Source organism: Methylorubrum rhodinum, from assembly GCF_014199935.1.
Taxonomy (GTDB): Bacteria; Pseudomonadota; Alphaproteobacteria; order Rhizobiales; family Beijerinckiaceae; genus Methylobacterium; species Methylobacterium rhodinum.
The window spans coordinates 133,142-151,775 of record NZ_JACHOP010000004.1 but is presented as its reverse complement, the minus strand read 5'-3'; the positions used below and the strand labels follow the sequence as shown (position 1 = coordinate 151,775).

Annotated in this window: 23 protein-coding genes; 11 read left to right on the top strand and 12 right to left on the bottom strand. The window is 70.3% G+C overall.

Features of this window, described 5'->3' with window-relative positions; all coding sequences use genetic code 11:
- Positions 1–269: 269 nt before the first annotated feature.
- A complete protein-coding gene (locus HNR00_RS06730; protein WP_183566845.1) occupies positions 270–1,616 on the top strand; it encodes a dicarboxylate/amino acid:cation symporter in 1,347 nt (448 codons plus the stop codon).
- A gap of 142 nt (positions 1,617–1,758) precedes the next feature.
- Positions 1,759–2,151 carry a GFA family protein gene (locus HNR00_RS06725; protein WP_183566842.1) on the top strand — a complete coding sequence of 131 codons (393 nt, stop codon included), beginning with the start codon at positions 1,759–1,761 and terminating at the stop codon, positions 2,149–2,151.
- Positions 2,152–2,157: 6 nt separating this feature from the next.
- Here HNR00_RS06725 and HNR00_RS06720 read toward each other — a convergent pair whose 3' ends face one another.
- The 3 genes from HNR00_RS06720 to HNR00_RS06710 form a co-directional block, all read right to left on the bottom strand.
- Entirely contained in the window at positions 2,158–2,742 is a 585-nt protein-coding gene (locus HNR00_RS06720; protein WP_183566840.1) for an NAD(P)H-dependent oxidoreductase, read from the bottom strand.
- A gap of 373 nt (positions 2,743–3,115) precedes the next feature.
- A complete protein-coding gene (locus HNR00_RS06715; protein WP_183566837.1) occupies positions 3,116–4,351 on the bottom strand; it encodes a lytic murein transglycosylase in 1,236 nt (411 codons plus the stop codon).
- A gap of 67 nt (positions 4,352–4,418) precedes the next feature.
- The gene (locus tag HNR00_RS06710) at positions 4,419–5,168 is read right to left on the bottom strand and encodes an invasion associated locus B family protein (protein ID WP_183566834.1); all 750 of its coding nucleotides are present in this window, start codon (positions 5,166–5,168) and stop codon (positions 4,419–4,421) included.
- A gap of 172 nt (positions 5,169–5,340) precedes the next feature.
- Between HNR00_RS06710 and HNR00_RS06705 the strand changes: the two genes are divergently transcribed.
- A complete protein-coding gene (locus HNR00_RS06705) occupies positions 5,341–5,832 on the top strand; it encodes a glutathione peroxidase (protein ID WP_183566832.1) in 492 nt (163 codons plus the stop codon).
- A gap of 14 nt (positions 5,833–5,846) precedes the next feature.
- On the opposite strand, the gene HNR00_RS06700 is transcribed toward HNR00_RS06705, so the two are convergent.
- The 4 genes from HNR00_RS06700 to fliL are packed head-to-tail and all read right to left on the bottom strand — an operon-like array spanning position 5,847 to position 8,844.
- Complete coding sequence (locus tag HNR00_RS06700; RefSeq protein WP_183566829.1) at positions 5,847–6,635, bottom strand: MotE family protein; 789 nt, start codon at positions 6,633–6,635, stop codon at positions 5,847–5,849.
- Positions 6,632–7,108: a DUF6468 domain-containing protein gene (locus tag HNR00_RS06695; protein ID WP_183566826.1), complete on the bottom strand. Its 477-nt coding sequence runs from the start codon at positions 7,106–7,108 to the stop codon at positions 6,632–6,634. Before HNR00_RS06695 ends, HNR00_RS06700 begins: the two co-directional genes overlap by 4 nt.
- 15 nt (positions 7,109–7,123) lie before the next feature.
- Positions 7,124–8,338 carry a flagellar motor switch protein FliM gene (fliM, locus tag HNR00_RS06690; protein ID WP_183566823.1) on the bottom strand — a complete coding sequence of 405 codons (1,215 nt, stop codon included), beginning with the start codon at positions 8,336–8,338 and terminating at the stop codon, positions 7,124–7,126.
- Positions 8,335–8,844 carry a flagellar basal body-associated protein FliL gene (gene fliL / locus HNR00_RS06685; protein ID WP_183566821.1) on the bottom strand — a complete coding sequence of 170 codons (510 nt, stop codon included), beginning with the start codon at positions 8,842–8,844 and terminating at the stop codon, positions 8,335–8,337. The genes fliM and fliL overlap by 4 nt, the downstream gene beginning before the upstream one ends.
- 260 nt (positions 8,845–9,104) lie before the next feature.
- Between fliL and flgF the strand changes: the two genes are divergently transcribed.
- The 4 genes from flgF to flgH are packed head-to-tail and all read left to right on the top strand — an operon-like array spanning position 9,105 to position 12,498.
- Positions 9,105–9,845: a flagellar basal-body rod protein FlgF gene (flgF, locus tag HNR00_RS06680; protein ID WP_183566818.1), complete on the top strand. Its 741-nt coding sequence runs from the start codon at positions 9,105–9,107 to the stop codon at positions 9,843–9,845.
- 15 nt (positions 9,846–9,860) lie between these two features.
- Entirely contained in the window at positions 9,861–10,652 is a 792-nt protein-coding gene (gene flgG / locus HNR00_RS06675) for a flagellar basal-body rod protein FlgG (protein ID WP_183566815.1), read from the top strand.
- A gap of 11 nt (positions 10,653–10,663) precedes the next feature.
- Positions 10,664–11,725, top strand: a complete 1,062-nt coding sequence (gene flgA / locus HNR00_RS06670; RefSeq protein ID WP_183566811.1) for a flagellar basal body P-ring formation chaperone FlgA — start codon at positions 10,664–10,666, stop codon at positions 11,723–11,725.
- Positions 11,726–11,751: 26 nt separating this feature from the next.
- Positions 11,752–12,498, top strand: a complete 747-nt coding sequence (gene flgH, locus HNR00_RS06665) for a flagellar basal body L-ring protein FlgH (protein ID WP_183566808.1) — start codon at positions 11,752–11,754, stop codon at positions 12,496–12,498.
- A gap of 11 nt (positions 12,499–12,509) precedes the next feature.
- Here flgH and HNR00_RS06660 read toward each other — a convergent pair whose 3' ends face one another.
- A complete protein-coding gene (locus tag HNR00_RS06660) occupies positions 12,510–13,439 on the bottom strand; it encodes an AEC family transporter (protein ID WP_183566805.1) in 930 nt (309 codons plus the stop codon).
- A 13-nt stretch (positions 13,440–13,452) separates the two neighbouring features.
- A complete protein-coding gene (locus HNR00_RS06655; RefSeq protein WP_183566802.1) occupies positions 13,453–14,475 on the bottom strand; it encodes a polyprenyl synthetase family protein in 1,023 nt (340 codons plus the stop codon).
- 229 nt (positions 14,476–14,704) lie between these two features.
- Here HNR00_RS06655 and HNR00_RS25470 point away from each other — a divergent pair, with 229 nt between their 5' ends.
- Positions 14,705–14,938, top strand: coding sequence for a putative signal transducing protein (locus HNR00_RS25470; RefSeq protein WP_183566799.1), 234 nt, complete (start codon positions 14,705–14,707; stop codon positions 14,936–14,938).
- Complete coding sequence (locus HNR00_RS06645; RefSeq protein ID WP_183566796.1) at positions 14,922–15,668, top strand: tRNA1(Val) (adenine(37)-N6)-methyltransferase; 747 nt, start codon at positions 14,922–14,924, stop codon at positions 15,666–15,668. The genes HNR00_RS25470 and HNR00_RS06645 overlap by 17 nt, the downstream gene beginning before the upstream one ends.
- 38 nt (positions 15,669–15,706) lie before the next feature.
- Here HNR00_RS06645 and HNR00_RS06640 read toward each other — a convergent pair whose 3' ends face one another.
- Positions 15,707–16,048, bottom strand: a complete 342-nt coding sequence (locus HNR00_RS06640; protein ID WP_183566793.1) for a hypothetical protein — start codon at positions 16,046–16,048, stop codon at positions 15,707–15,709.
- Between the two features lie 249 nt (positions 16,049–16,297).
- On the opposite strand from HNR00_RS06640, the gene HNR00_RS06635 reads away from it, so the two are divergent.
- Positions 16,298–17,158 (top strand): S49 family peptidase, encoded by an 861-nt coding sequence (locus HNR00_RS06635; protein ID WP_183566790.1) that lies wholly within the window; start codon positions 16,298–16,300, stop codon positions 17,156–17,158.
- 38 nt (positions 17,159–17,196) lie between these two features.
- Here the strand turns inward: HNR00_RS06635 and HNR00_RS06630 are convergent, their stop codons facing one another.
- Positions 17,197–17,643, bottom strand: coding sequence for a MarR family winged helix-turn-helix transcriptional regulator (locus HNR00_RS06630; protein WP_210306338.1), 447 nt, complete (start codon positions 17,641–17,643; stop codon positions 17,197–17,199).
- A 15-nt stretch (positions 17,644–17,658) separates the two neighbouring features.
- Positions 17,659–18,009 carry a putative quinol monooxygenase gene (locus HNR00_RS06625; protein WP_210306337.1) on the bottom strand — a complete coding sequence of 117 codons (351 nt, stop codon included), beginning with the start codon at positions 18,007–18,009 and terminating at the stop codon, positions 17,659–17,661.
- Between the two features lie 160 nt (positions 18,010–18,169).
- Here HNR00_RS06625 and HNR00_RS06620 point away from each other — a divergent pair, with 160 nt between their 5' ends.
- Positions 18,170–18,634: a nuclear transport factor 2 family protein gene (locus tag HNR00_RS06620; RefSeq protein WP_183566787.1), complete on the top strand. Its 465-nt coding sequence runs from the start codon at positions 18,170–18,172 to the stop codon at positions 18,632–18,634.

Sequence of the window (18,634 nt, the reverse complement as noted above, 5' to 3'; positions counted from 1 at the left end):
CGCGGCCCCGTGCGGAAAGCCGCAGAGGCCTCTTCGGAGCGCTGGGCACCAACGTGAAAAATAAGTCTCATTTCAAGGCGTTAGCAAAAAGTTACCGGCCGTTCGGAGCTGGCACGACGGTTGCCATTCATATCGCGAAACGCAGCCATGCCCGAACCGCAGAGCTGTGTGCCGGAAGGCCAAAAGCAAGAGTGGACGTCGACGAGATCCCAGACGGGACCGGCGGCCGATCCCACCGAACCGATCCATCTCTCGCAGGGAGAAGCCCCATGGGTGCCGTACCGTCCCCGCTGACCGCGCCGCACGCGCCGTCCGCCCCCAAGCCGTTCTACCGCACGCTCTATTTCCAAGTGCTCGTCGCCGTCGCGATCGGCATCACGCTCGGCCACTTCTATCCGAAGCTCGGCGCCGACATGAAGCCGCTCGGCGACGCCTTCATCAAGCTCGTCAAGATGATCATCGCCCCGGTGATCTTCCTCACCGTGGTCTCCGGCATCGCCGGCATGACCAACCTCGAGAAGGTCGGCCGCGTCGGCGGCAAGGCGCTGGCGTACTTCCTCACGTTCTCGACGCTGGCCCTGATCGTCGGCCTGATCGTCGCCAACGTGCTCCAGCCCGGCCACGGCCTGCACATCGACCCGAACTCGCTCGATCCCAAGGCGGTCGCGACCTACGCCGGCAAGGCGAAGGAGCAGAACATCGGCGACTTCCTGATGAACATCATCCCGACGACCGCCGTCGGCGCCTTCGCGGGCGGTGAGATCCTTCAGGTGCTGTTCTTCTCGGTGCTGTTCGGCTTCGGCCTCGCCTTCCTCGGCGACCGCGGCAAGCCGGTCCTCGACATCATCAAGATCATGTCGGAAGCCGTCTTCGGCGTCGTCAACATCATCATGAAGGTCGCCCCCATCGGCGCCTTCGGCGCGATGGCCTTCACCATCGGCAAGTACGGCATCTCCTCGCTCGCCAACCTCGCCTACCTCGTCGGCGCCTTCTACCTGACCTCCGCGATCTTCGTCTTCGGCGTCCTCGGCGCGGTCGCCCGCTACAACGGCTTCTCCATCGTCAAGCTCATCCGCTACATCAAGGAAGAGCTGATGCTGGTGCTCGGCACTTCGTCCTCCGAGTCCGCGCTGCCGACCCTCATCGAGAAGATGGAGAAGGCCGGCTGCTCGCGCCCCGTCGTCGGCCTCGTGGTCCCCACCGGCTACTCGTTCAACCTCGACGGCACCAACATCTACATGACGATGGCCGCGCTCTTCATCGCCCAGGCCACCGACACCCCGATCACCTTCGGCGAGCAGATCCTGCTGCTGCTGGTCGCGATGCTCTCCTCGAAGGGCGCGGCGGGCGTCACCGGCTCGGGCTTCATCACGCTGGCCGCGACGCTCGCGGTGGTCCCCTCCGTGCCGGTCGTCGGCATGGCGCTGATCCTCGGCATCGACCGCTTCATGTCGGAGTGCCGCGCGCTCACCAACTTCATCGGCAACGCGGTGGCCTGCATCGTGGTCGCCCGCTGGGAGGGTGAGGTCGACGAGGCCAAGCTCCACGCCGCGCTCGGCGGCAAGCCGATCGAGGCGGCCCCCGCCCCGGCGCCGGTCCTCCAGCCCGCCGAGTAACGAGCTCCGGGCGGGTACCGTCCCACGCCTTACGCCCCGCCCGTGAGGGAGCCGCGGCAGCCGAAGGGCTGCCGCGGTTTCCTGCTTTTTCAGGAGAGGTCCGAACGCTACGGTCCGGCCTCGCGATTCGAGGGAGAGGCCGATGCCGACCGGACGCTGCCATTGCGGAGCCATCCGCTACACGATGCGGGGCGAGCCGGTGCACAACGCGCTCTGCCACTGCTCCGATTGCCGTCGGCACGCGGGCGCACCGATGGTCGGCTGGGCGATGGTGCCGGCGGACCAAGTGACGATCGAGGGCGAGCCCACCGTCTACCGCTCGTCGGAGCACGGGCGGCGCCATTTCTGCGGCCGCTGCGGCACCGGCCTGTTCTACGTCAACGAGCGGATGCTGCCGGGGATGATCGACGTGCAGACCGGCACCCTCGACGATCCCGCATCCCTGCCGCCGCAGGCGCATATCCAGGTCGCCGAGCGCATCGCCTGGATGGCGGACGCGCACGACCTGCCGCGCTTCGAGCGCTATCCGGGCTGAGGCCCGTCAGAGGCGCGACAGATTTCGCCGGACTTGCCCGATGAAGCGCTCCCGCGCCTCGAGCGTCGCGCCGTCCATGCCGGTGAGCGCGATCCAATCGAGCCGGCAGCGCGGGGCGCAGAGCACGCCGATGCCCCGCCGGACCAGCTTTCGATCCGGCCAGCCGACGAGCCAGAGCAACCAGCGCGGCGAGCCATAGGTCGTCACCACGGCGATCCGGCGGATGTTGGTCAGCCGCGGCTGCAGCACGCGGGCGCCGCCGAGCGCGAAGGCGACGCCCGGCCGCCACACCCGGTCGAACCAACCTTTGAGCATCGCCGGCATCCCGAACCACCATGTCGGGTAGACGAGCACCAGCATCTCGGCCCGCCGCAGCGCCGCGACATGCCCGGCGATGTCGGCCGGGATCGCGGCCTCGTCGTAGTAGTTTTCGCGCTCCTCGGCGCTCAGCCGCGGATCGAAGTTTTCGGCGTAGAGATCGATGGTCTCGACCGTGTGGCCCGCGGCTTCGAGGGCGGCGAAAGTGGTCGCGCGGAGGGCTGCCGAGAAGCTGTCGGCGCGGGGATGGCAATGCACCAGCAGAACGCGCATCGGCAGGGCTCCTTCGCCGAGTCCGTTTACCAACGCTTGGGATGTGCGCGGCGATGATGGCGACCGTGATCGCGCGGGAAGCGCCAAGCCGGCAAGGGCTCGCGTCCGGTCAGCCGCCGGGCGTCCGCGGGCGACGGCATCGCCCGGTCACGACCCAGGAGGCGACGATGGTGTGGTTTCTGCCGCGCTTTCGCGTTTCGGTGGTGTTCAAACGAGTGCGGAGGACCAGCTTGCTCCTGATCCTCCGCGTACAGCTCGGGTAGTCCATCGCTGAAAGGAGCGGGGAGGTTCGCGCCTCCCCGCTCCGCTCCCGGATAATCGATCTTCGCCGCTGAATTGCAAGCCGAGCCCCCGCGTTGTCCGCAGGCGCCCGTCACGGCGCGGGCGAAGCCGCCCTCACCTTCTCCAGCAAGCCGGCCTCGGCGTAGCCGTCCGGAACGAGGCCCTGCGCGGACTGGAAGGCGCGGATCGCCGCGCGGGTCTTGGGGCCGACTTTGCCGTCGGCGCCCCCGGTCGGATGGCCCAAGGCCTCCAGGCGGGTCTGGAGGTCGGTGCGCTCGTCGTTCGTCAGCATCCGGTCGCCCCGCGGCCAGTCGCGGGCGAAGGCCGGGCCGCCGGCGAGCCGGTCGGAGAGGTGGGCGACGGTGAGCGCGTAGGCCAAAGCCGTGTTGTAGCGCAGGATCATCTTGAAGTTCGGCTCCAGCAGGAAGGCCGGTCCCCGCGCGCCCGCGGGCACCACGAGCGTGGCGCGCCGTTCCGCGCCCGCGGGAAACCCCTTGCTGCCCGCGGGCTTCAGGCCGAGCGCCGCCCACTCGGAAAAGGTCCGCTCGGTGGTCTCGTCGGCGAGGCGATAGTCGAACCCGTCCGGCAGGACGACCTCCTGACCCCAGCCCTCGCCCGGCCGCCAGCCGTCGCTCTTCAGGAAATTGGCGGTCGAGGCGAGCGCGTCGGGCACGGAGCGCCAGATGTCGCGCTTGCCGTCACCGTCGAAGTCGACGGCGTGCTTCAGGTAGGCGCTCGGCATGAACTGGGTGTGGCCCATGGCGCCGGCCCAGGAGCCCGTCATGCGCTCGCGATCCGCATCGCCTTGCCCGAGGATCGTCAGGGCGCCCAACAACTCGTCGCGCCAGAAGGCGGGGCGGCCCTCATCCTGGCAGGCGAGTGTCGCGAGCGCCGGGATCACCGGGCGGACGATCCTGGGATCGTCGAGCACGCTGCCGTAGCCCGACTCGACGCCCCAGAAGGCCACCAGCACGTGCCGGTCGACGCCGTAGGCCGCCTCGATGCGCCCGAGCACCTCGGCCCATTCGGCGAGCTTGGCCTGCCCCGTCGCGATCTTCTCCGGGGTCACCGAGGCGTCGATATAGTCCCAGATCGGCCGTACGAACTCGGCCTGCGTCCGGGTCGCGGGCAGCACCGCCGGGTCGGGGGCGACGTCCTTCAGCGCCTCCCGCGCGGTCGCGGCGGGCACGCCGCGCTCCGCGGCGAGGTTTTGGAGGCGGATCAGGCATTGTTCGAAGTCCGGCCGCGCCTCCTCGGCTCGCGCGCCGCCAGTCGTGAGGACGAGGAGCGGCAAGAGCAGAAGAAGAAGCGTCGTGTCGAGGCGCATCGGATGTCCGTCATCCTTGAGGGGCGGGACGCAGCCTATCACCGCCTGCCCCGATCCCGATGACGCCTCAGCTGCCGAAGGCGGTGGAGCGGGCGAAGGCCGCGGCGAAGCCGGAGAGCGGCACGGTGATGACGGTCGGCTCCTTGGTGTCCGGCTTAGCTGCCGTCACCGTGAGGTTCTGACCGGTCTTCATCGCGTCGGTGGCGAGCGTCGGCAGGCTGATCGGCACGAGGCAGCCGTCGGCGACGCAGTAGGAGAACGGCGCGCCCTTGCCGAGCGCCCGGTCGTCGAGCTTGAACGTCACGCCGGGCTCGATCTGCAGCCCGAACGGCATCAGGATCAGCCCCTCGGTGCGCCCGTCCTTGGGCACGCGCAATTCGACGCTGAACAGGCGCTTGCCGGTGCGGCGGTCGCCCTGGGACTGGATGATGACGCAGTCGGTGCGGTTGTCCTCCCGCGTGCAGTTCATGGTCCAGTCGCCGTAGCTCTCGCTGACCGAGCGGGCACCCGCGGGCCATTGCGCCGGGCCGGACGGAGCGGCGGCCGGCTCCAGCACCGTCCCGGCTCCAGCGGCGGGCTCCTTGGTCTCCTTGGCCTCCTCCGCGGGCTTCGGCTTCGCCGCGGGCGGCGGGCGGCGCGGCCTGGGCTTGGGCTTGGGGGCCTCGTCGGGCGCCGCCTCGGGGGCGGCGTCCGGTGCGCCGTCCTGGGCGTAGGCGCGCGGCGCCGGCCCGGACCAGAGGCCGACGGCCAGCCCGGCGAGGAGAAGCAGCGCGCGCGGAGGGACGAGCGGTGGGGTCCTGCGGGGAAGGGACGGCATCACGGAACTCCTGCGCATTGTTCCGGGCCGCCTAGCCCCGCGGGACGCCGGATGCAATGTCCACGGCCCGATTCCGGTCAAGCCTGGAATCGTTCCATGAAATCCGGCACATAGGCTTTGGACAAGGCCAGGATCATTCGGCAAAAGCCGACCGCCCCATGAGAGACCTTCGATGAGCGACATCCTCGCGCACGCGCCGCTCGACGCGCGCGGCCGGCCGCATCCGCTGTCGCAGTACCGCGGCAAGGTTCTGCTCGTGGTCAACACCGCCTCGAAATGCGGCTTCACCTCGCAGTATCAGGGTCTGGAGACGCTGTGGCGGCGCCATCGCGGGCGGGGGCTCGTGGTGCTGGGCCTGCCCTGCAACCAGTTCGGCGCGCAGGAGCCGGGCGATGCCGAGGAGATCGAGCGGTTCTGCTCGCTCACCTACGACGTGACGTTTCCGGTGCTGGCCAAGATCGAGGTCAACGGCGCGGGCGCCGATCCGCTCTTCGTCGATCTGAAGCGGGAAAAGCCCGGCCTTCTCGGCACGCAGAAGATCAAGTGGAACTTCACCAAGTTCCTGATCGGCCGCGACGGCCGCGTCGTCGCGCGCTTCGCCCCGGCGACGAAGCCGGCGGCCTTGGAAAAGGCGATCGAGCGGGCGCTGGACGAGCAGGCCTGATTCAGGAAGACGCCTCAGCGCCCCTTCGGCCCCGGATCGATCGCGGGCAACTCCCCCGGCGGCAGGTTCTGCGCGGCGGAGGCGGTCTGCGGGGCGTCGAGGCCGCGGGCGCGGTTGGCGAGCGCCACGGTGAGCCGCTCGGCCGGCTCGGAGCCCATCAGGGCCAGCACCTCGGCCATCTTGCGCGGGTTCATCGCCAGCACGATCGGCACCAGGGTCTCGAGGCTGAGCCGGTCGAACACCCGGGCGGCGTCCTTGGGCTTCATCGTCTCGTACATCGTCACGATGGTCTTGAGGCCGGCTTTTTCGGCGTCGCCCTTCTTCGCGCCGCCGGCCTCCGCCTTCTCCTCGGCCTCCTTGAGGTCGGAGACGCCCGATTCGAGCTTGCGCTCGGCGTCCTTGAGCATCTGCTCGCGCAGGTCGAGCGCGTCCTGGCGCTGCTTGAGCGCGTCGCGGCGGGCCTGGAGCTTTTCCAGCAGCGCCCGCTCGGTCGGCGAGACCGGCTCGGCCACCGGAGGCTGGTAGACCGGCGGCGCCGCGGGCGCCGCCTTCTTCTCCGGCGGCGAGACCGAGCCCGTCGTCGTCGGGTCGGCGGGCTCGTAACCCGAGCGCGCATGCGCCAGCACCTTGGCGAAGTCGGGCAGCGGCGCTCCGGGCGGAGGCGCCTCGCTGCCCATGAGGGCGGTCAGCTTCAGCACGAGGAGGCCGATCGCCGCCAGGATCACGGCGTCGATCAGGCGCAGCCGGAAGGGGCGTGCCGGCAGGCTCGCGAGCGTGGCGAGGCGGCGCGCGGGCAGCTTCATGCGGCCCTGGCCCGCAGACGGTCGAGGGCGCGCTCGGACAGGGCCTGGGCGGCGGCGAGCGCGGCCCCGACCCGCTCGCCGTTGCCGGGCGTGGTCTCGACGGCGACGGGGCGCGGCGCGGGCGCGACCGGCACGGCCGCCGCCGGGCGGGCCTGCCCGACGATGGCGGCGATGCGGGCGATCACGCTCTCCCCCGCCTCGACATGGGCGGCGATGTCCGCGGAATAGCGCTCGGCGGTGCCGAGGCGCTCGGCGAGCGTGCGGTCGCACTCGTCCAGCGTGGCGCGCAGGCCCGCGATGGCCCGCTCGGCGGTGGCGCTGGCGACGACGAGGTCGCCGATGGTGGTGCGCAGCGCGGCCTCGTCCGCCTTGAGCTTGCTGATCCGCCGCGACAGCCGGACCGACGAGGCGATGGTGGCCACCAGCAGGATGGCGACGAGGATGTCGGCGGCGAACGAGACGAAGAAGGTCATGGGGGCGCCGCGGTCCTAGCCGTCGTTGACGTTCTGCATCGAGGCTTCGTAGGCCTGGAGCGTGGTGCGGGACTGGCGCAGCGGACGGGCGACCTGCACCGCGATCGCGTCGTCGATCCGGCCGATCCGCCCCTGCGTCAGCGCCCAGTCGCCGCAGCGGACGGTGATGAGGTCGGTGGGCTTGCGGTCGAACATCAGCGTGTCGCCGACCTTGAGGTTCAGCACCCGCTTCAGCGGCAGCGTCACCTCGTGCAGCACCGCCTCCATCTCGACGTCGGCCTGCCAGATCTCGGTGGCGAGATGGCTCTCCCACACCTGATCGCGCCCGAGCCGCTCGCCCATGAAGCTCTGCATGAGCAGGTCGCGGATCGGCTCGATCGTCGCGTAGGGGAACAGGATCTGCATCCCGCCGCCGCGCCCGTCCATGTCGAGCTTGAGGCTGATCAGGATGGCGGCGTTGCCGGGCCGGGTGATGGTGGCGAAGCGCGGGTTGGTCTCGATCCGGTCGATGCCGAAGCGCACCGGCGAGAGCGGCTGGAACGACATCTCCAGGTCGGTCAGGATGATCTCGACGAGGCGGCGCACGAGACTCATCTCGATCGTCGTGAACGGGCGTCCGTCGAGCCGGCTCGACGAGCCGCCGCGCTTGCCCCCGAGCAGGAGGTCCATGGTCGAGTAGGCGAGCGTCTGCTCCACCGTGACGAGGCCCGAGCCCTCCCACAGGTCGGCCTTGAACACGCCGAGCAGGGTCGGCAGGGGAATTGCGTTGAGGTAGTCGCCGAACCGGACCGAGGTGATGTTGTCGAGCGTGACCTCGACGTTGTCCTGGAAGAAGTTGCGCAGGGACGTCGACAGCAACCGGATCATCCGGTCGAAGACGATTTCCAGCATCGGCAGGCGTTCGTACTGGACGACGCCCGAATCGACGATGGCGCGCACGCCCCCCGCGCCGGAGGCGGAGAGTTCGCGCAGGGAGAAGCCGAGGACGCCGTCGATCTCGTCCTGGTTCAGGATGCGGTCGTTGCCGGCGAGTTCGGGGAGGTTCTCGGTCTCCCCGTCCTCGATCATCGTCGCCCATTCGGCGGCGACGTCGCTCGCGCTCTTCGTCGTGCCCTGCTCGGCGAGCGCCGCGCCCCATTCCTCGGCGAGCGAGGCGTCGCCGCCCTCGGCGCCCTGCTCGGCGAAGGCCGCTGCCCAATCGTCGTCGAGGTCGTCCTCGGGGCCCATCATTGGACGATCACGTCCTTGAACAGCACCGCCTCGACCTTGGCCGGATGGATCGCGATGTTGACGCGGCGCAGCAGTTCCTCGCGCAGGCGGTAGAGGCCGGCGGAGCCCGCGAGGTCGCTGGCGCGGATCTCGCGCAGGTAGGTCTGGAACGCGTCCTCGACCCGCGGCATCAGCGGCTTCACCTCGGCCTCGACCTTGGCGTCCTTGAGTTCCAGCGCGATGCGCAGCTTGAGGGTGTTGATCTTGGTCTGGCCGGGATCGGCGCTAAGGTTAACCAGCATGTCGCGGACATCGACGAAGACGGCGGGCATCTTCACTTCCGCATGGGCGCCGTGCTCGGCTTCCGCGGCGGCGGCCTTCTTCTTCATGAACATGTAACCGCCGCCCCCGCCGCCGAGCAGCAGCACCGCGGCCGCGATGACGATGAGCTTCTTCTTCGACTTCGGCGCGTCCGCCTCGCCGCCTTCGCCGTCCGCCTCGGGCGCCTTCTTCGGCTTCTTGGCCATGGGATGCTCGTGACCGGGGACGGGGTGGGCGCGGGGCGCGCGTGTGGCCCCGCTTCCGTTCTCGGCCGGCGTGGTTAACGCCCGCTTAAGCCGGGCAGAATTTGCCGGGTCGGACTTGCCGCCGGGTCCGCCCGTCCCGGCTCGGCCGGCGGGCCGGAATCGGCCAAGCCACTGATATTAAGACGAAAAGACGAAAAACCGGAAATGGCACGGACCCTGCGGTGACCCTCTCGTCCGTCGCCGTCATCGGAAGGCCAGCCATGCAGAACGCGCTCTTCGTCGGGGTCTCCGCCCAGACCGCGCTCGCCCGCGAGCTCGACGTCATCGCCAACAACATGGCCAACGTCTCGACCACCGGCTTCAAGGGCCGCTCGGCGCGGTTTCAGGAATACCTGATGCCGGTGGCCTCCGCCGACAGCTTCCAGCGCCAGGACCGCCGCGTCTCCTACGTCATCGACCAGGGCACGCCGCTCGACCTCTCCCAGGGACCGGTCGAGCCGGACGGCAACCCGATGCATGTGGCCGTGCGCGGCGACGCCTTCCTGGCGGTGCAGACGCCCTCGGGCCTGCGCTACACCCGCAACGGCGCGTTCGAACTCGACGCCGGAGGCAACCTCGTCAACTCCGACGGCCACGCCGTCCAGGGCGACGGCGGCGCGATCACCATCGGCCCGCAGGAGACGGGGCTGACCATCGCCCCCGACGGCACGGTCTCGACCAATCTCGGCGTGCGGGGCCGCGTCCGGCTCGTGCGCTTCGCCGACCCGCAGGCGCTCAGGAACGAGGGCGCCAACCTGTTCTCCTCCGAGGCGCCGGCTCAGCCCGCGGGCGCGGAGGGGCGGCTGGAGCCCGGCGCGCTGGAGCGCTCCAACGTCAAGCCGGTGATCGAGATGACCCGGCTGATGGACGTGAACCGCACCTATTCCATGGTGTCGAGCATCGTCTCGCGCCTCGACGACCTGCGCGGCACGGCGATCCGCCGGCTCGCCGATATCGCCTGATAAGGACCCGCCCCGATGCGCGCCCTCTACGCCGCCGCCACCGGCATGGCGGCCCAGGAACTCAACGTCCAGGTCATCTCGAACAACATCGCGAACCTGCGCACCACCGGCTACAAGCGCCAGCAGGCGCATTTCCAGGATCTGCTCTACCAGAACCTGCGCCGCTCCGGCTCCTCGACCTCGGACCAGAACACCGTGCTTCCGGCCGGCCTCGCGCTCGGCTCGGGCGTGAAGACGGTCTCGACCGCCCGCGTCATGTCCCAGGGGACGATGACGATGACCGAGAAGGACTACGACGTCGCCATCCGCGGCGAGGGTTTTTTTCGCGTCCGCATGCCCGATGGCAGGACGGCGTATACCCGCGACGGCTCGTTCGACCTCGACGCGCAAGGGCAGATGGTGACCCGCGACGGCTACCTGCTCGATCCGGGCATCACCGTGCCGAACACCGCGACCTCGGTGACCATCGGCGCCACGGGTGCGGTGCAGGCGACGATCCCCGGCCAGACCGCGCCCCAGGCGCTCGGCCAGTTCCAGATGGCCCGCTTCGTCAACAAGGTCGGCCTCGAATCGATCGGCGACAACCTGTTCGTCGAGACCGCGGCCTCCGGCGCGGCCGTGACGGGTCTGCCCGGCTCCGAGGGCTTCGGCAACCTGCAGCAGAACTATCTCGAGGAGGCCAACGTCAACGCGGTCACCGAGATCTCGTCGCTGATCGCGGCCCAGCGCGCCTACGAGATGAACTCGAAGGTCGTCACCGCCGCCGACCAGATGCTCTCCACCACCTCGCAGATGTTCCGCGGCTGAGGAGCCTCCTGATGCACGCGCTGCGCCCGATCCGCCGCCCCGTCCGCCTCGCCGTCGTGCCGCCGACCCGCGGCGCGCTCGGTCGCGCCGCGCTGACGCTCGCCGTCTTCGCCATGGCGGCCCTTCTCGCCGCGCCGCTGATGGCCGCCGACGCGAGTCCTCGCCTGCGCGGCGACGTGACGGCGCGGGGCGACACGCTCAGTCTCGGCGACCTCGTCGAGGGCGCGCCCGCCGACCTCGCGGCGCGTGCGATGTTCCGTGCCCCCGGCCTCGGGGCGGTCGGCACGATCCAGGCCCGGCGCATCGTCGAGGCGGCGGCGGCGCTCGGGATCGTCGGCATCGAGACCGGCGGCCGGGTGCAGGTGAGCGTGCAGCGCGCCGCCCGCCGGGTCGGCGCGCCGGAGATCGAGGCCGCGCTCAAGCGCACCCTCGAATCCGCCTACGGGCTCGATCCGAAATCCCTGTCGGTGCGGCTCGACGGCGAGGCGCCGCTCCTGCTCGCCCCGCTTGACCTCGACGGCCCGGCGGCGGCGGTCGATGTCACCTACGATCCGCGCAACCGCCGGGTCGCCGGCCTCGTCGTGCTCGGCGAGCGGCAGGCTTCGCTGCGCGTCTCCGGCGTCGCGGTCGAGATCCGCGAAGTCGCGGTGCTGACCCGCAACCTGAACCGCGGCGAGGCGGTGAGCGCCGCCGACCTCGCGACCGAGCGCCGCCCCCGCGAGACGGTGCCGGTCGATGCGATGGGCGCGACCACCCTCGCGGTCGGTCAGGTGGCCCAGCGCCCGGTCGGCGCCGGCCAGATCCTGCGCTCCGGCGACGTGGCGCCCCCGGACCTCGTCGGCCGCGGCGAGGCCGTGACCATCGTGTTCGAGACCGCGGGCGTGTCGCTCGCCCTGCGCGGCACCGCCAACGAGAGCGGGCGCCTCGGCGCCAGCGTCGCGGTGACGAACGGCGCCTCGAAGAAGGTGCTCCAGGCCGTCGTGGTCGGCCCCGGCCGCGTCTCGGTCGGCCCGCTCGCGCCGCAGCCCGTGCTCCAGGCCAGCGCGCTCCCCGCGCGGCCCGGCCTCAACTGATGTTCTCCTGTAAGGCGTCCCGTCCGATGGCCCCTCGCCTCTCCCGCCTCCTGCTTGCCGCCGCCACGATCGCGCCGCTGGCCGCCTGCAACACCGCCGACCGCCTTACGCAGATCGGCGCGACGCCGACGCTGTCGGCGATCGAGGACCCGACCAGCCAGCCCGGCTACAAGCCGGTGCGGATGGCGATGCCGGACATCCAGCCGGTGAGCTACGCGCCGAACTCGCTATGGCGCACCGGTTCGCGGGCCTTCTTCAAGGACCAGCGCGCCGCGCGGATCGGCGACCTCCTGACCGTGAAGGTCAACGTCACCGACCGGGCCAACCTCAACAACGAGACCAAGCGCTCGCGCTCGAACGCGGAAGGGCTCGGCCTTCCCAACGCCTTCGGCCTGGAGAGCAGCGCGGCCATCGCCGCCGCCGGCATCACGCCGGGCAAGCTGGTCACCGGCTCCTCGACCTCGTCGAGCGACGGTGCCGGCTCGGTGCAGCGGGCCGAGACGGTGACGACCAACATCGCCGCGGTGGTCAATCAGGTGCTGCCCAACGGCAACCTCGTGGTCGAGGGCAAGCAGGAGATCCGCATCAATTTCGAGGTGCGCGAGCTGATCGTCGCCGGCGTGGTCCGCCCCGAGGACATCGAGTCGGACAACACCATCGACTCGTCGAAGATCGCCCAGGCCCGCATCGCCTATGGCGGCCGCGGCCAGATCACCGACGTGCAGCAGCCGCGCTACGGCCAGCAATTGGTGGACATTCTGTTGCCGTTCTGACGGCCGACGCGTCAAAGCGGCACGGCCAGCGCGATCACCGACAGCACCAGCGGGATCGCGGCGAGCGCCAGCAGGGTCTGCGCCGCGACGATGCCGGCCATCAGGGGCGCGTCGCCGCCGAGCTGGCGCGCCATGATGTAGGACGAAGAGGCTGTCGGCAGCACCTGGAAGAGGAGCGCGACGGTCAGCGCCGGTCCGCTCAGGCCGAGCGCCAGGGCGATCAGGACCGTGGCGAGCGGCATCGCCAGGAACTTGACGGCGGACGCCGCCGCGATCGGCCGGATCCAGGCCCGCACCGCGCCGAATTCGAGCGCCGCGCCGATGCAGAGCAGGCCCAACGGCAGCGAGGCGGCGCCGAGCGTGCGGAGCGCCGGCTCCAGCCCCGGCGGCAGGTGGAGCCCGAGCAGCCGGAAACCGATCCCGGCGAGCGAGGAGACGACCAGAGGGTTCGTCACGATCTGCCGGGCGATGCCGAGGCCGGTCGGCCGGGCCGAGCCGTGGCGCGCGAACACCATCACGCAGAGGATGTTGACCGTCGGCACGATCGCCGCGTTGCAGATGGCGGACAGCGCGATGCCCTTGCCCCCGAAGAGGCCCGCGGCGAGCGTAACCCCGACATAATTGTTGAAGCGGATGGCGCCCTGGAACACCGAGGTGAAGGCCGGGCCGTCGATCCGCAGGAGCGGCCGCAGGGCCAGGACGAGGCCGGCGACCGCGCTCGTCGCGACGATCAGGGTCAGGGCGAGGTCGGCCACAGGCAGCGCGTCGAGCTGCGCGGTGGCGAGGCCGTGGAAGAACAGGCTCGGCAGCAGCACGAAATAGGCGAGCCGCTCGGCCCCCGCCCAGAACGCGGCGTCGAGGAAGCCGCCCCTCCGCAGCCCCATCCCGAGCGCGATCAGGAGGACGACCGGCAGCAGAGCCAGGACCACCGCGCCGGTCACGATACTGGAAGCGTTAGTGCGCGCGGGCGATGCAGAAATCGACCGCCTGGAGCAGGGCCGCCTTCACCGGGCCGCCCGAAAAAACGTCCAGCGCCGAGCGGGCGGCGTCGCCGTAATGGCGGGCGCGCTCCATCGTGTCTTCCAGCGCGCGGTGGCGCCGCAGGATCGCCAGCGCCTGTTCGAGATCGCCCTCGGCCAGTTCCTCGCGCTCCAGCGTGCGGCGCCAAAACATCCGCTCCTCGTCGGAGGCACGGCGCAAGGCCAGCACGATCGGCAGGGTGATCTTGCCCTCGCGAAAATCGTCGCCGACGTTCTTGCCCAGCGCGGCGCTGGTGCCGCCGTAATCGAGCACGTCGTCGATGAGCTGGAAGGCGATGCCGAGGTTCATGCCGTAGGCGCGGCAGGCCGCCTGCTCGGCCTCCGGCCGTTCGGCCAGCACGGGGCCGACCTCGCAGGCGGCGGCGAACAGTTCCGCCGTCTTGCCGCGGATGACGGCGAGGTATTCCTCTTCCGAGGTCTCGGTGTTCTTGGCGGCGGTGAGCTGCATCACCTCGCCCTCGGCGATCACGGTGGCGGCCGAGGACAGGATGTCGAGGGCGCGCAAGCTGCCCACCTCGACCATCATGCGGAAGGCCTGGCCGAGCAGGAAGTCGCCGACGAGAACGCTCGCCTCGTTGCCCCACTTGATGCGGGCGGCGACGCGCCCGCGGCGCATGTCGCTCTCGTCGACGACGTCGTCGTGCAGCAGGGTCGCGGTGTGCATGAACTCGACGGCCGCCGCGAGCTTCACCGCCCCGTCCCCGCCCGCGTAGCCGGCGAGGTCGGCGCAGGCCAGCGTCAGGATCGGCCGCAGGCGCTTGCCGCCCGAGTCGATCAGATGGTTGGCGACCTCGGGGATCATCGCGACGTCCGAGCCGGTGCGCGACAGGATCGTGGTGTTGACCCGCTCCATCCCGCCCGCGACGAGGCGGACGAGGTCGTCGAGGCTCGCCTCCGGATCGGTGCGGCCTTCTTCGAACGGAACGACGACGCCCAAGCGCGGAGCCTCCGGATGGCGTGCCGGCGCGGCGCCGGCCCCTCTTCCCCGTGGCGCCCCCTCTCGCATGCGGCCGCCGGCATCGCAACACGCGCCCGCGCCGCGCGACATCCGCGCCGCGGGCATCCCTCTCCCTTTCGGCGACAATGCTATAGGGAAGGCCACGGCCCAAGAAGGCCGGTGGCAACGCGGCCGGTTGCAAGACGGCCGGAAGGCAGGCACGGGCCCCGTGACGGAACTCATCCGCAGCAACGACATCGTCCTGATCGGCTTCGCCCGCTCGCTGCTGGAGGGGGCGCAAATCCCGCTGCTCGTCGCCGACGAGCACATGAATGCGCTGGAAGGCTCGATCGGGGCCTTCGGGCGACGCCTGCTGGTGCCGGACGACCATGCCGCCCAGGCGCGGCGCATCCTGACGGATGCTGGCCTCGCCTCCGAACTGCGCGATGATCCCCGCGGCTGAACCCGACCGCTTCCTCGGCGACGCCCTGCTGCTGCATCAGCCGCCCCGCGGGGCGCATCGCGCCGGCACCGATGCGGTGCTGCTCGCCCGGTGGCTCGCGCCGGAGCCGGGGGGGACGGTCTACGATCTCGGCGCGGCGACCGGCGCGGTCGGCCTCGCCGTCGCGCACCTCTCACCCGAGTGCCGCGTGGTGCTGGTGGAGCGCGATCCCGCGCTCGCCGCGCTGGCGCGGGAGAACGCCGCCGCCAACGGGCTCGACGCGCGGGTCTCGGTGATCGAGGCCGACCTGCTCGCGTCGGGCATTGCCCGCCGCGCCGCGGGGCTGGCGCCCAACAGCGCCGATCTCGTGCTGACCAACCCGCCCTTCTTCGAGGGACCGGGACACCGTGCCTCGCCCGACGCCGGCCGGGCCGCCGCCCACGCCTTCCCGGACGCGGGCGGGCTCGAGACCTGGATGCGGGCCTGCGCCGACCTCGCCCGGCCGGACGGGCGGATCGGGCTGATCCACCGGGCCGACGCCCTGCCGGCCTGCCTCGACGCGCTCAAGGGGCGGTTCGGCGATTGCGCCGTGCGCCCGGTCCATGCGCGGGCGGAGCGGCCGGCGATCCGCGTGCTGATCGCGGGGAGGAAGGGCAGCCGCGCGCCGTTCCGGCTGCTGCCGCCACTGGTGCTGCAGGAGGCCGACGGGCGCTTCACGCCGGAGGCCGAGGCTTTGCATGGGCGGACATGAGAAAGGGGTGCCCGGACGGGCACCCCTCGGATGGCGGCTCAATAGAAGCGGCGGTGCCAGAAGTGGCGCCGGTGCCAGTGATGGCGGCGATGCCAGTATGGCCGCGGACGCCAGTAATGGCGGCGATAATAGGGCCGCGGGCGCCAGTAGTGACGGCGATAGTAGTGGCGCGGACGCCAGTAGACCGGACGGTAGTAGACCCGCGGGCGCCAGTAGTGGCGGCGATAGCCGTAGTAATAGGCCTTGGCGACGAGCGGCGCCTCGGCGGACTGACCCGTGATCGGCGAGACCGGAAGCGGCGCGGCCTGCGCGGTGGCGTTCAGCCCGGCGAGCCCGCCGAGCATCCCGAATGCCAGGATGAACAAACGTAGGAGACGCATCGTACGATTCCCTCCGTTCCGTCCCGTTGGAGCGGACGCGCGCGGACGGATCGCGGCCCGGCCGCGCCCGCGACGACGTCCGGAGACGGCTCGGAGGAACGTCCTGCGGCCGAGTTTGGTTCTCCGGTGTTCGGCTTCGTGATCGATGCCGGGGGAACCGGCCCGATGGATCGCGATTCGGCCTCCTGTTAACGAGGTGCATCCCCGGAGCGGCGCCCCGCCGCCCTCGCGTTCGCCGCCGAGCCGTTCATGCCGTTTCGCCTGCCCGAAAGCCTTCGCTTCCTCCTGCCGCGCCGTTTCCGTACGGAGACGCCGCGGGTCGCGGTGGTGCGGCTCAGCGGGGTGATCGGCGCGGTCTCGCCAATCCGGCCCGGCCTGTCGATCGGCTCCGTGGCGCCGAGCCTGGAGCGGGCCTTCGCGATGCCCCGCCTCGCGGCGGTGGCGCTGATCGTCAACTCGCCCGGCGGCTCGCCGGTGCAGTCGCACCTGATCTTCAAGCGCATCCGGGCGCTCGCCGAAGAGAAAGAGTTGAAGGTCTTCGCCTTCGTCGAGGATGCGGCGGCCTCCGGCGGCTACATGATCGCCTGCGCGGCCGACGAGATCGTCGCCGACCCGGCCTCTATCGTCGGCTCCATCGGCGTCGTCTCGGCGGGCTTCGGCTTCGACCGGCTGATCGAGCGCATCGGCATCGAACGGCGCGTGCATACGCAGGGCGAGGCCAAGGCGATGCTCGACCCGTTCCGCCCCGAGAACCCCGAGGACGTCGCCCGCCTGAAAGAGCTGCAGGCCGACGTGCAGGACCTGTTCACCGGCCTCGTGCGCGCCCGCCGGCCAGGGCTCGATGCGGGCCAGAACCTTTTCACCGGCGCGGTCTGGACCGGTCGAAAGGCGGTGGCGCTCGGCCTCGCTGATTCGGTGGGAGACCTGCGTGGGACCCTGCGCGAGCGCTACGGCGAGAAGGTCGAACTGCACGTCGTGCCGGAGACCCGCGGCTCGCTGCTCGCCCGCCTGCTGCGGCGCTCGACGCCGGGCCAGACCTTGGCCGACCTGCCCGACGCGACGCTCGCTGCCGCCGAGGCGCGGGCCGCCTGGGCGCGGTTCGGGCTGTAGGTCGTTTCGGCCATGCCCGCGGCAGGGGCGTACCGCCTCTATCGAAGAGGCTTTTGCATTTCCTCGGCGATGATGGCCAAGTATCCGGGAAGCAGCGCGTCGAGCGTCTCCTTTCCGATCCCCGTCAAGCCGACATGCTTGACCCTGGCATCGCGGCTATCCTTGGCCTGGGCGATCAACCCATCTTCGAGCAGGAGGCGCAACGTTCGCGCGACGACGGGGCCGGCGACGTCCAGGCGTTCGGTGAGTTCGCCGACGGTCAGCGTGTCGCGGTCGGGCTCACGGTCGATGACGATCAGGACCAGGAAGCGCAACTGCGATAGACCCCGTTCGCTGAAGTAGCTTTCCAATCGCCGGATCATCAGACTCGCCCGGCGCATCATGGCAAGGCCCGACGCGATCGTTTCCGTCTCGACGCCATGGGCCTCGGCATAGCCTTGGACCATCTGTTGCGACGGGAGGTCTTTCAGGAAGAACACGCGCATACCCTCGTCGTCGGATCACGCCACGGGCTGCAGGAACGTGAGCTCGACTGGTTGGGCCAGCCAAGCGTCATATCGCCGAAACACCGCCTGGGTGTAGGACTGGGCGTGATGATGGTCGAAGGCGGTCCGATCAGCCCAAATCTCGTATATGTGGAGCTGTCCCGTATCGATCCCGCGATGGAGATCGAAGCGCAGACAGCCATCGTCGGCCCGAGTTGCGGCCACAATCTCCTCGATTGCCGCCACGGCGTCCGGCAGGTGCTCCGGCTTGGGCGTGATGGTGGCAAAGATTGCGAGCGGCATGGAACCCTCTCCCTTCCATAACATATCAAGATATATATCCAGGTAATCGATCAGGCAATCCATTCCTCGACCGGCCCGTCGCTGGCCGATGCATCCCCGACGGTGCTTGCGCGCTCACGGTCCGTCACGGTTGCAGGCATCCTCAGAAAAATGTACCGATCGGTACATACTCAGAAAAATGTACCGATCGGTACATACTTGACCGATCGGTACGGAGCCCCGCATGTCACGCCCGCCGCTGCCCCCCTTCACCGCCGAGACCGCCGCGCAGAAGGCCCGTATGGCCGAGGACGCCTGGAACAGCCGCGATCCACACAAGGTCGCGCTCGCCTACACCCCCGACAGCGTGTGGCGGAACCGCGCCGAGTTCATTCAGGGCCGCGACGCCATCGCCGCCTTCCTCACCCGCAAGTGGGCGCGCGAACTCGATTATCGCCTGATCAAGGATGTGTGGGCGCACGAGGGCAACCGGATCGCCGTGCGCTTCGCCTATGAATGGCGCGACGACAGCGGCCAGTGGTTCCGCTCCTACGGCAACGAGAACTGGGAGTTCGACGAGGCCGGGCTGATGGCCCGCCGCATCGCATCGATCAACGACCTGCCGATCGCCGAAGCCGACCGCAAGTATCATTGGCCGCTCGGCCGCCGGCCGGACGACCATCCGTCGCTGAGCGATCTCGGCCTGTAG

Excerpts from the sequence above, each read along its gene's own strand:
- HNR00_RS06730 (WP_183566845.1), top strand. The coding sequence starts at position 270 with ATGGGTGCCGTACCGTCCCCGCTGACCGCGCCGCACGCGCCGTCCGCC.
- HNR00_RS06725 (WP_183566842.1), top strand. The coding sequence starts at position 1,759 with ATGCCGACCGGACGCTGCCATTGCGGAGCCATCCGCTACACGATGCGG.
- HNR00_RS06720 (WP_183566840.1), bottom strand. The coding sequence starts at position 2,742 with ATGCGCGTTCTGCTGGTGCATTGCCATCCCCGCGCCGACAGCTTCTCG.
- HNR00_RS06715 (WP_183566837.1), bottom strand. The coding sequence starts at position 4,351 with ATGCGCCTCGACACGACGCTTCTTCTTCTGCTCTTGCCGCTCCTCGTC.
- HNR00_RS06710 (WP_183566834.1), bottom strand. The coding sequence starts at position 5,168 with ATGCCGTCCCTTCCCCGCAGGACCCCACCGCTCGTCCCTCCGCGCGCG.
- HNR00_RS06705 (WP_183566832.1), top strand. The coding sequence starts at position 5,341 with ATGAGCGACATCCTCGCGCACGCGCCGCTCGACGCGCGCGGCCGGCCG.
- HNR00_RS06700 (WP_183566829.1), bottom strand. The coding sequence starts at position 6,635 with ATGAAGCTGCCCGCGCGCCGCCTCGCCACGCTCGCGAGCCTGCCGGCA.
- HNR00_RS06695 (WP_183566826.1), bottom strand. The coding sequence starts at position 7,108 with ATGACCTTCTTCGTCTCGTTCGCCGCCGACATCCTCGTCGCCATCCTG.
- fliM (WP_183566823.1), bottom strand. The coding sequence starts at position 8,338 with ATGATGGGCCCCGAGGACGACCTCGACGACGATTGGGCAGCGGCCTTC.
- fliL (WP_183566821.1), bottom strand. The coding sequence starts at position 8,844 with ATGGCCAAGAAGCCGAAGAAGGCGCCCGAGGCGGACGGCGAAGGCGGC.
- flgF (WP_183566818.1), top strand. The coding sequence starts at position 9,105 with ATGCAGAACGCGCTCTTCGTCGGGGTCTCCGCCCAGACCGCGCTCGCC.
- flgG (WP_183566815.1), top strand. The coding sequence starts at position 9,861 with ATGCGCGCCCTCTACGCCGCCGCCACCGGCATGGCGGCCCAGGAACTC.
- flgA (WP_183566811.1), top strand. The coding sequence starts at position 10,664 with ATGCACGCGCTGCGCCCGATCCGCCGCCCCGTCCGCCTCGCCGTCGTG.
- flgH (WP_183566808.1), top strand. The coding sequence starts at position 11,752 with ATGGCCCCTCGCCTCTCCCGCCTCCTGCTTGCCGCCGCCACGATCGCG.
- HNR00_RS06645 (WP_183566796.1), top strand. The coding sequence starts at position 14,922 with ATGATCCCCGCGGCTGAACCCGACCGCTTCCTCGGCGACGCCCTGCTG.
- HNR00_RS06640 (WP_183566793.1), bottom strand. The coding sequence starts at position 16,048 with ATGCGTCTCCTACGTTTGTTCATCCTGGCATTCGGGATGCTCGGCGGG.
- HNR00_RS06635 (WP_183566790.1), top strand. The coding sequence starts at position 16,298 with ATGCCGTTTCGCCTGCCCGAAAGCCTTCGCTTCCTCCTGCCGCGCCGT.
- HNR00_RS06630 (WP_210306338.1), bottom strand. The coding sequence starts at position 17,643 with ATGCGCGTGTTCTTCCTGAAAGACCTCCCGTCGCAACAGATGGTCCAA.
- HNR00_RS06625 (WP_210306337.1), bottom strand. The coding sequence starts at position 18,009 with ATGGATTGCCTGATCGATTACCTGGATATATATCTTGATATGTTATGG.
- HNR00_RS06620 (WP_183566787.1), top strand. The coding sequence starts at position 18,170 with ATGTCACGCCCGCCGCTGCCCCCCTTCACCGCCGAGACCGCCGCGCAG.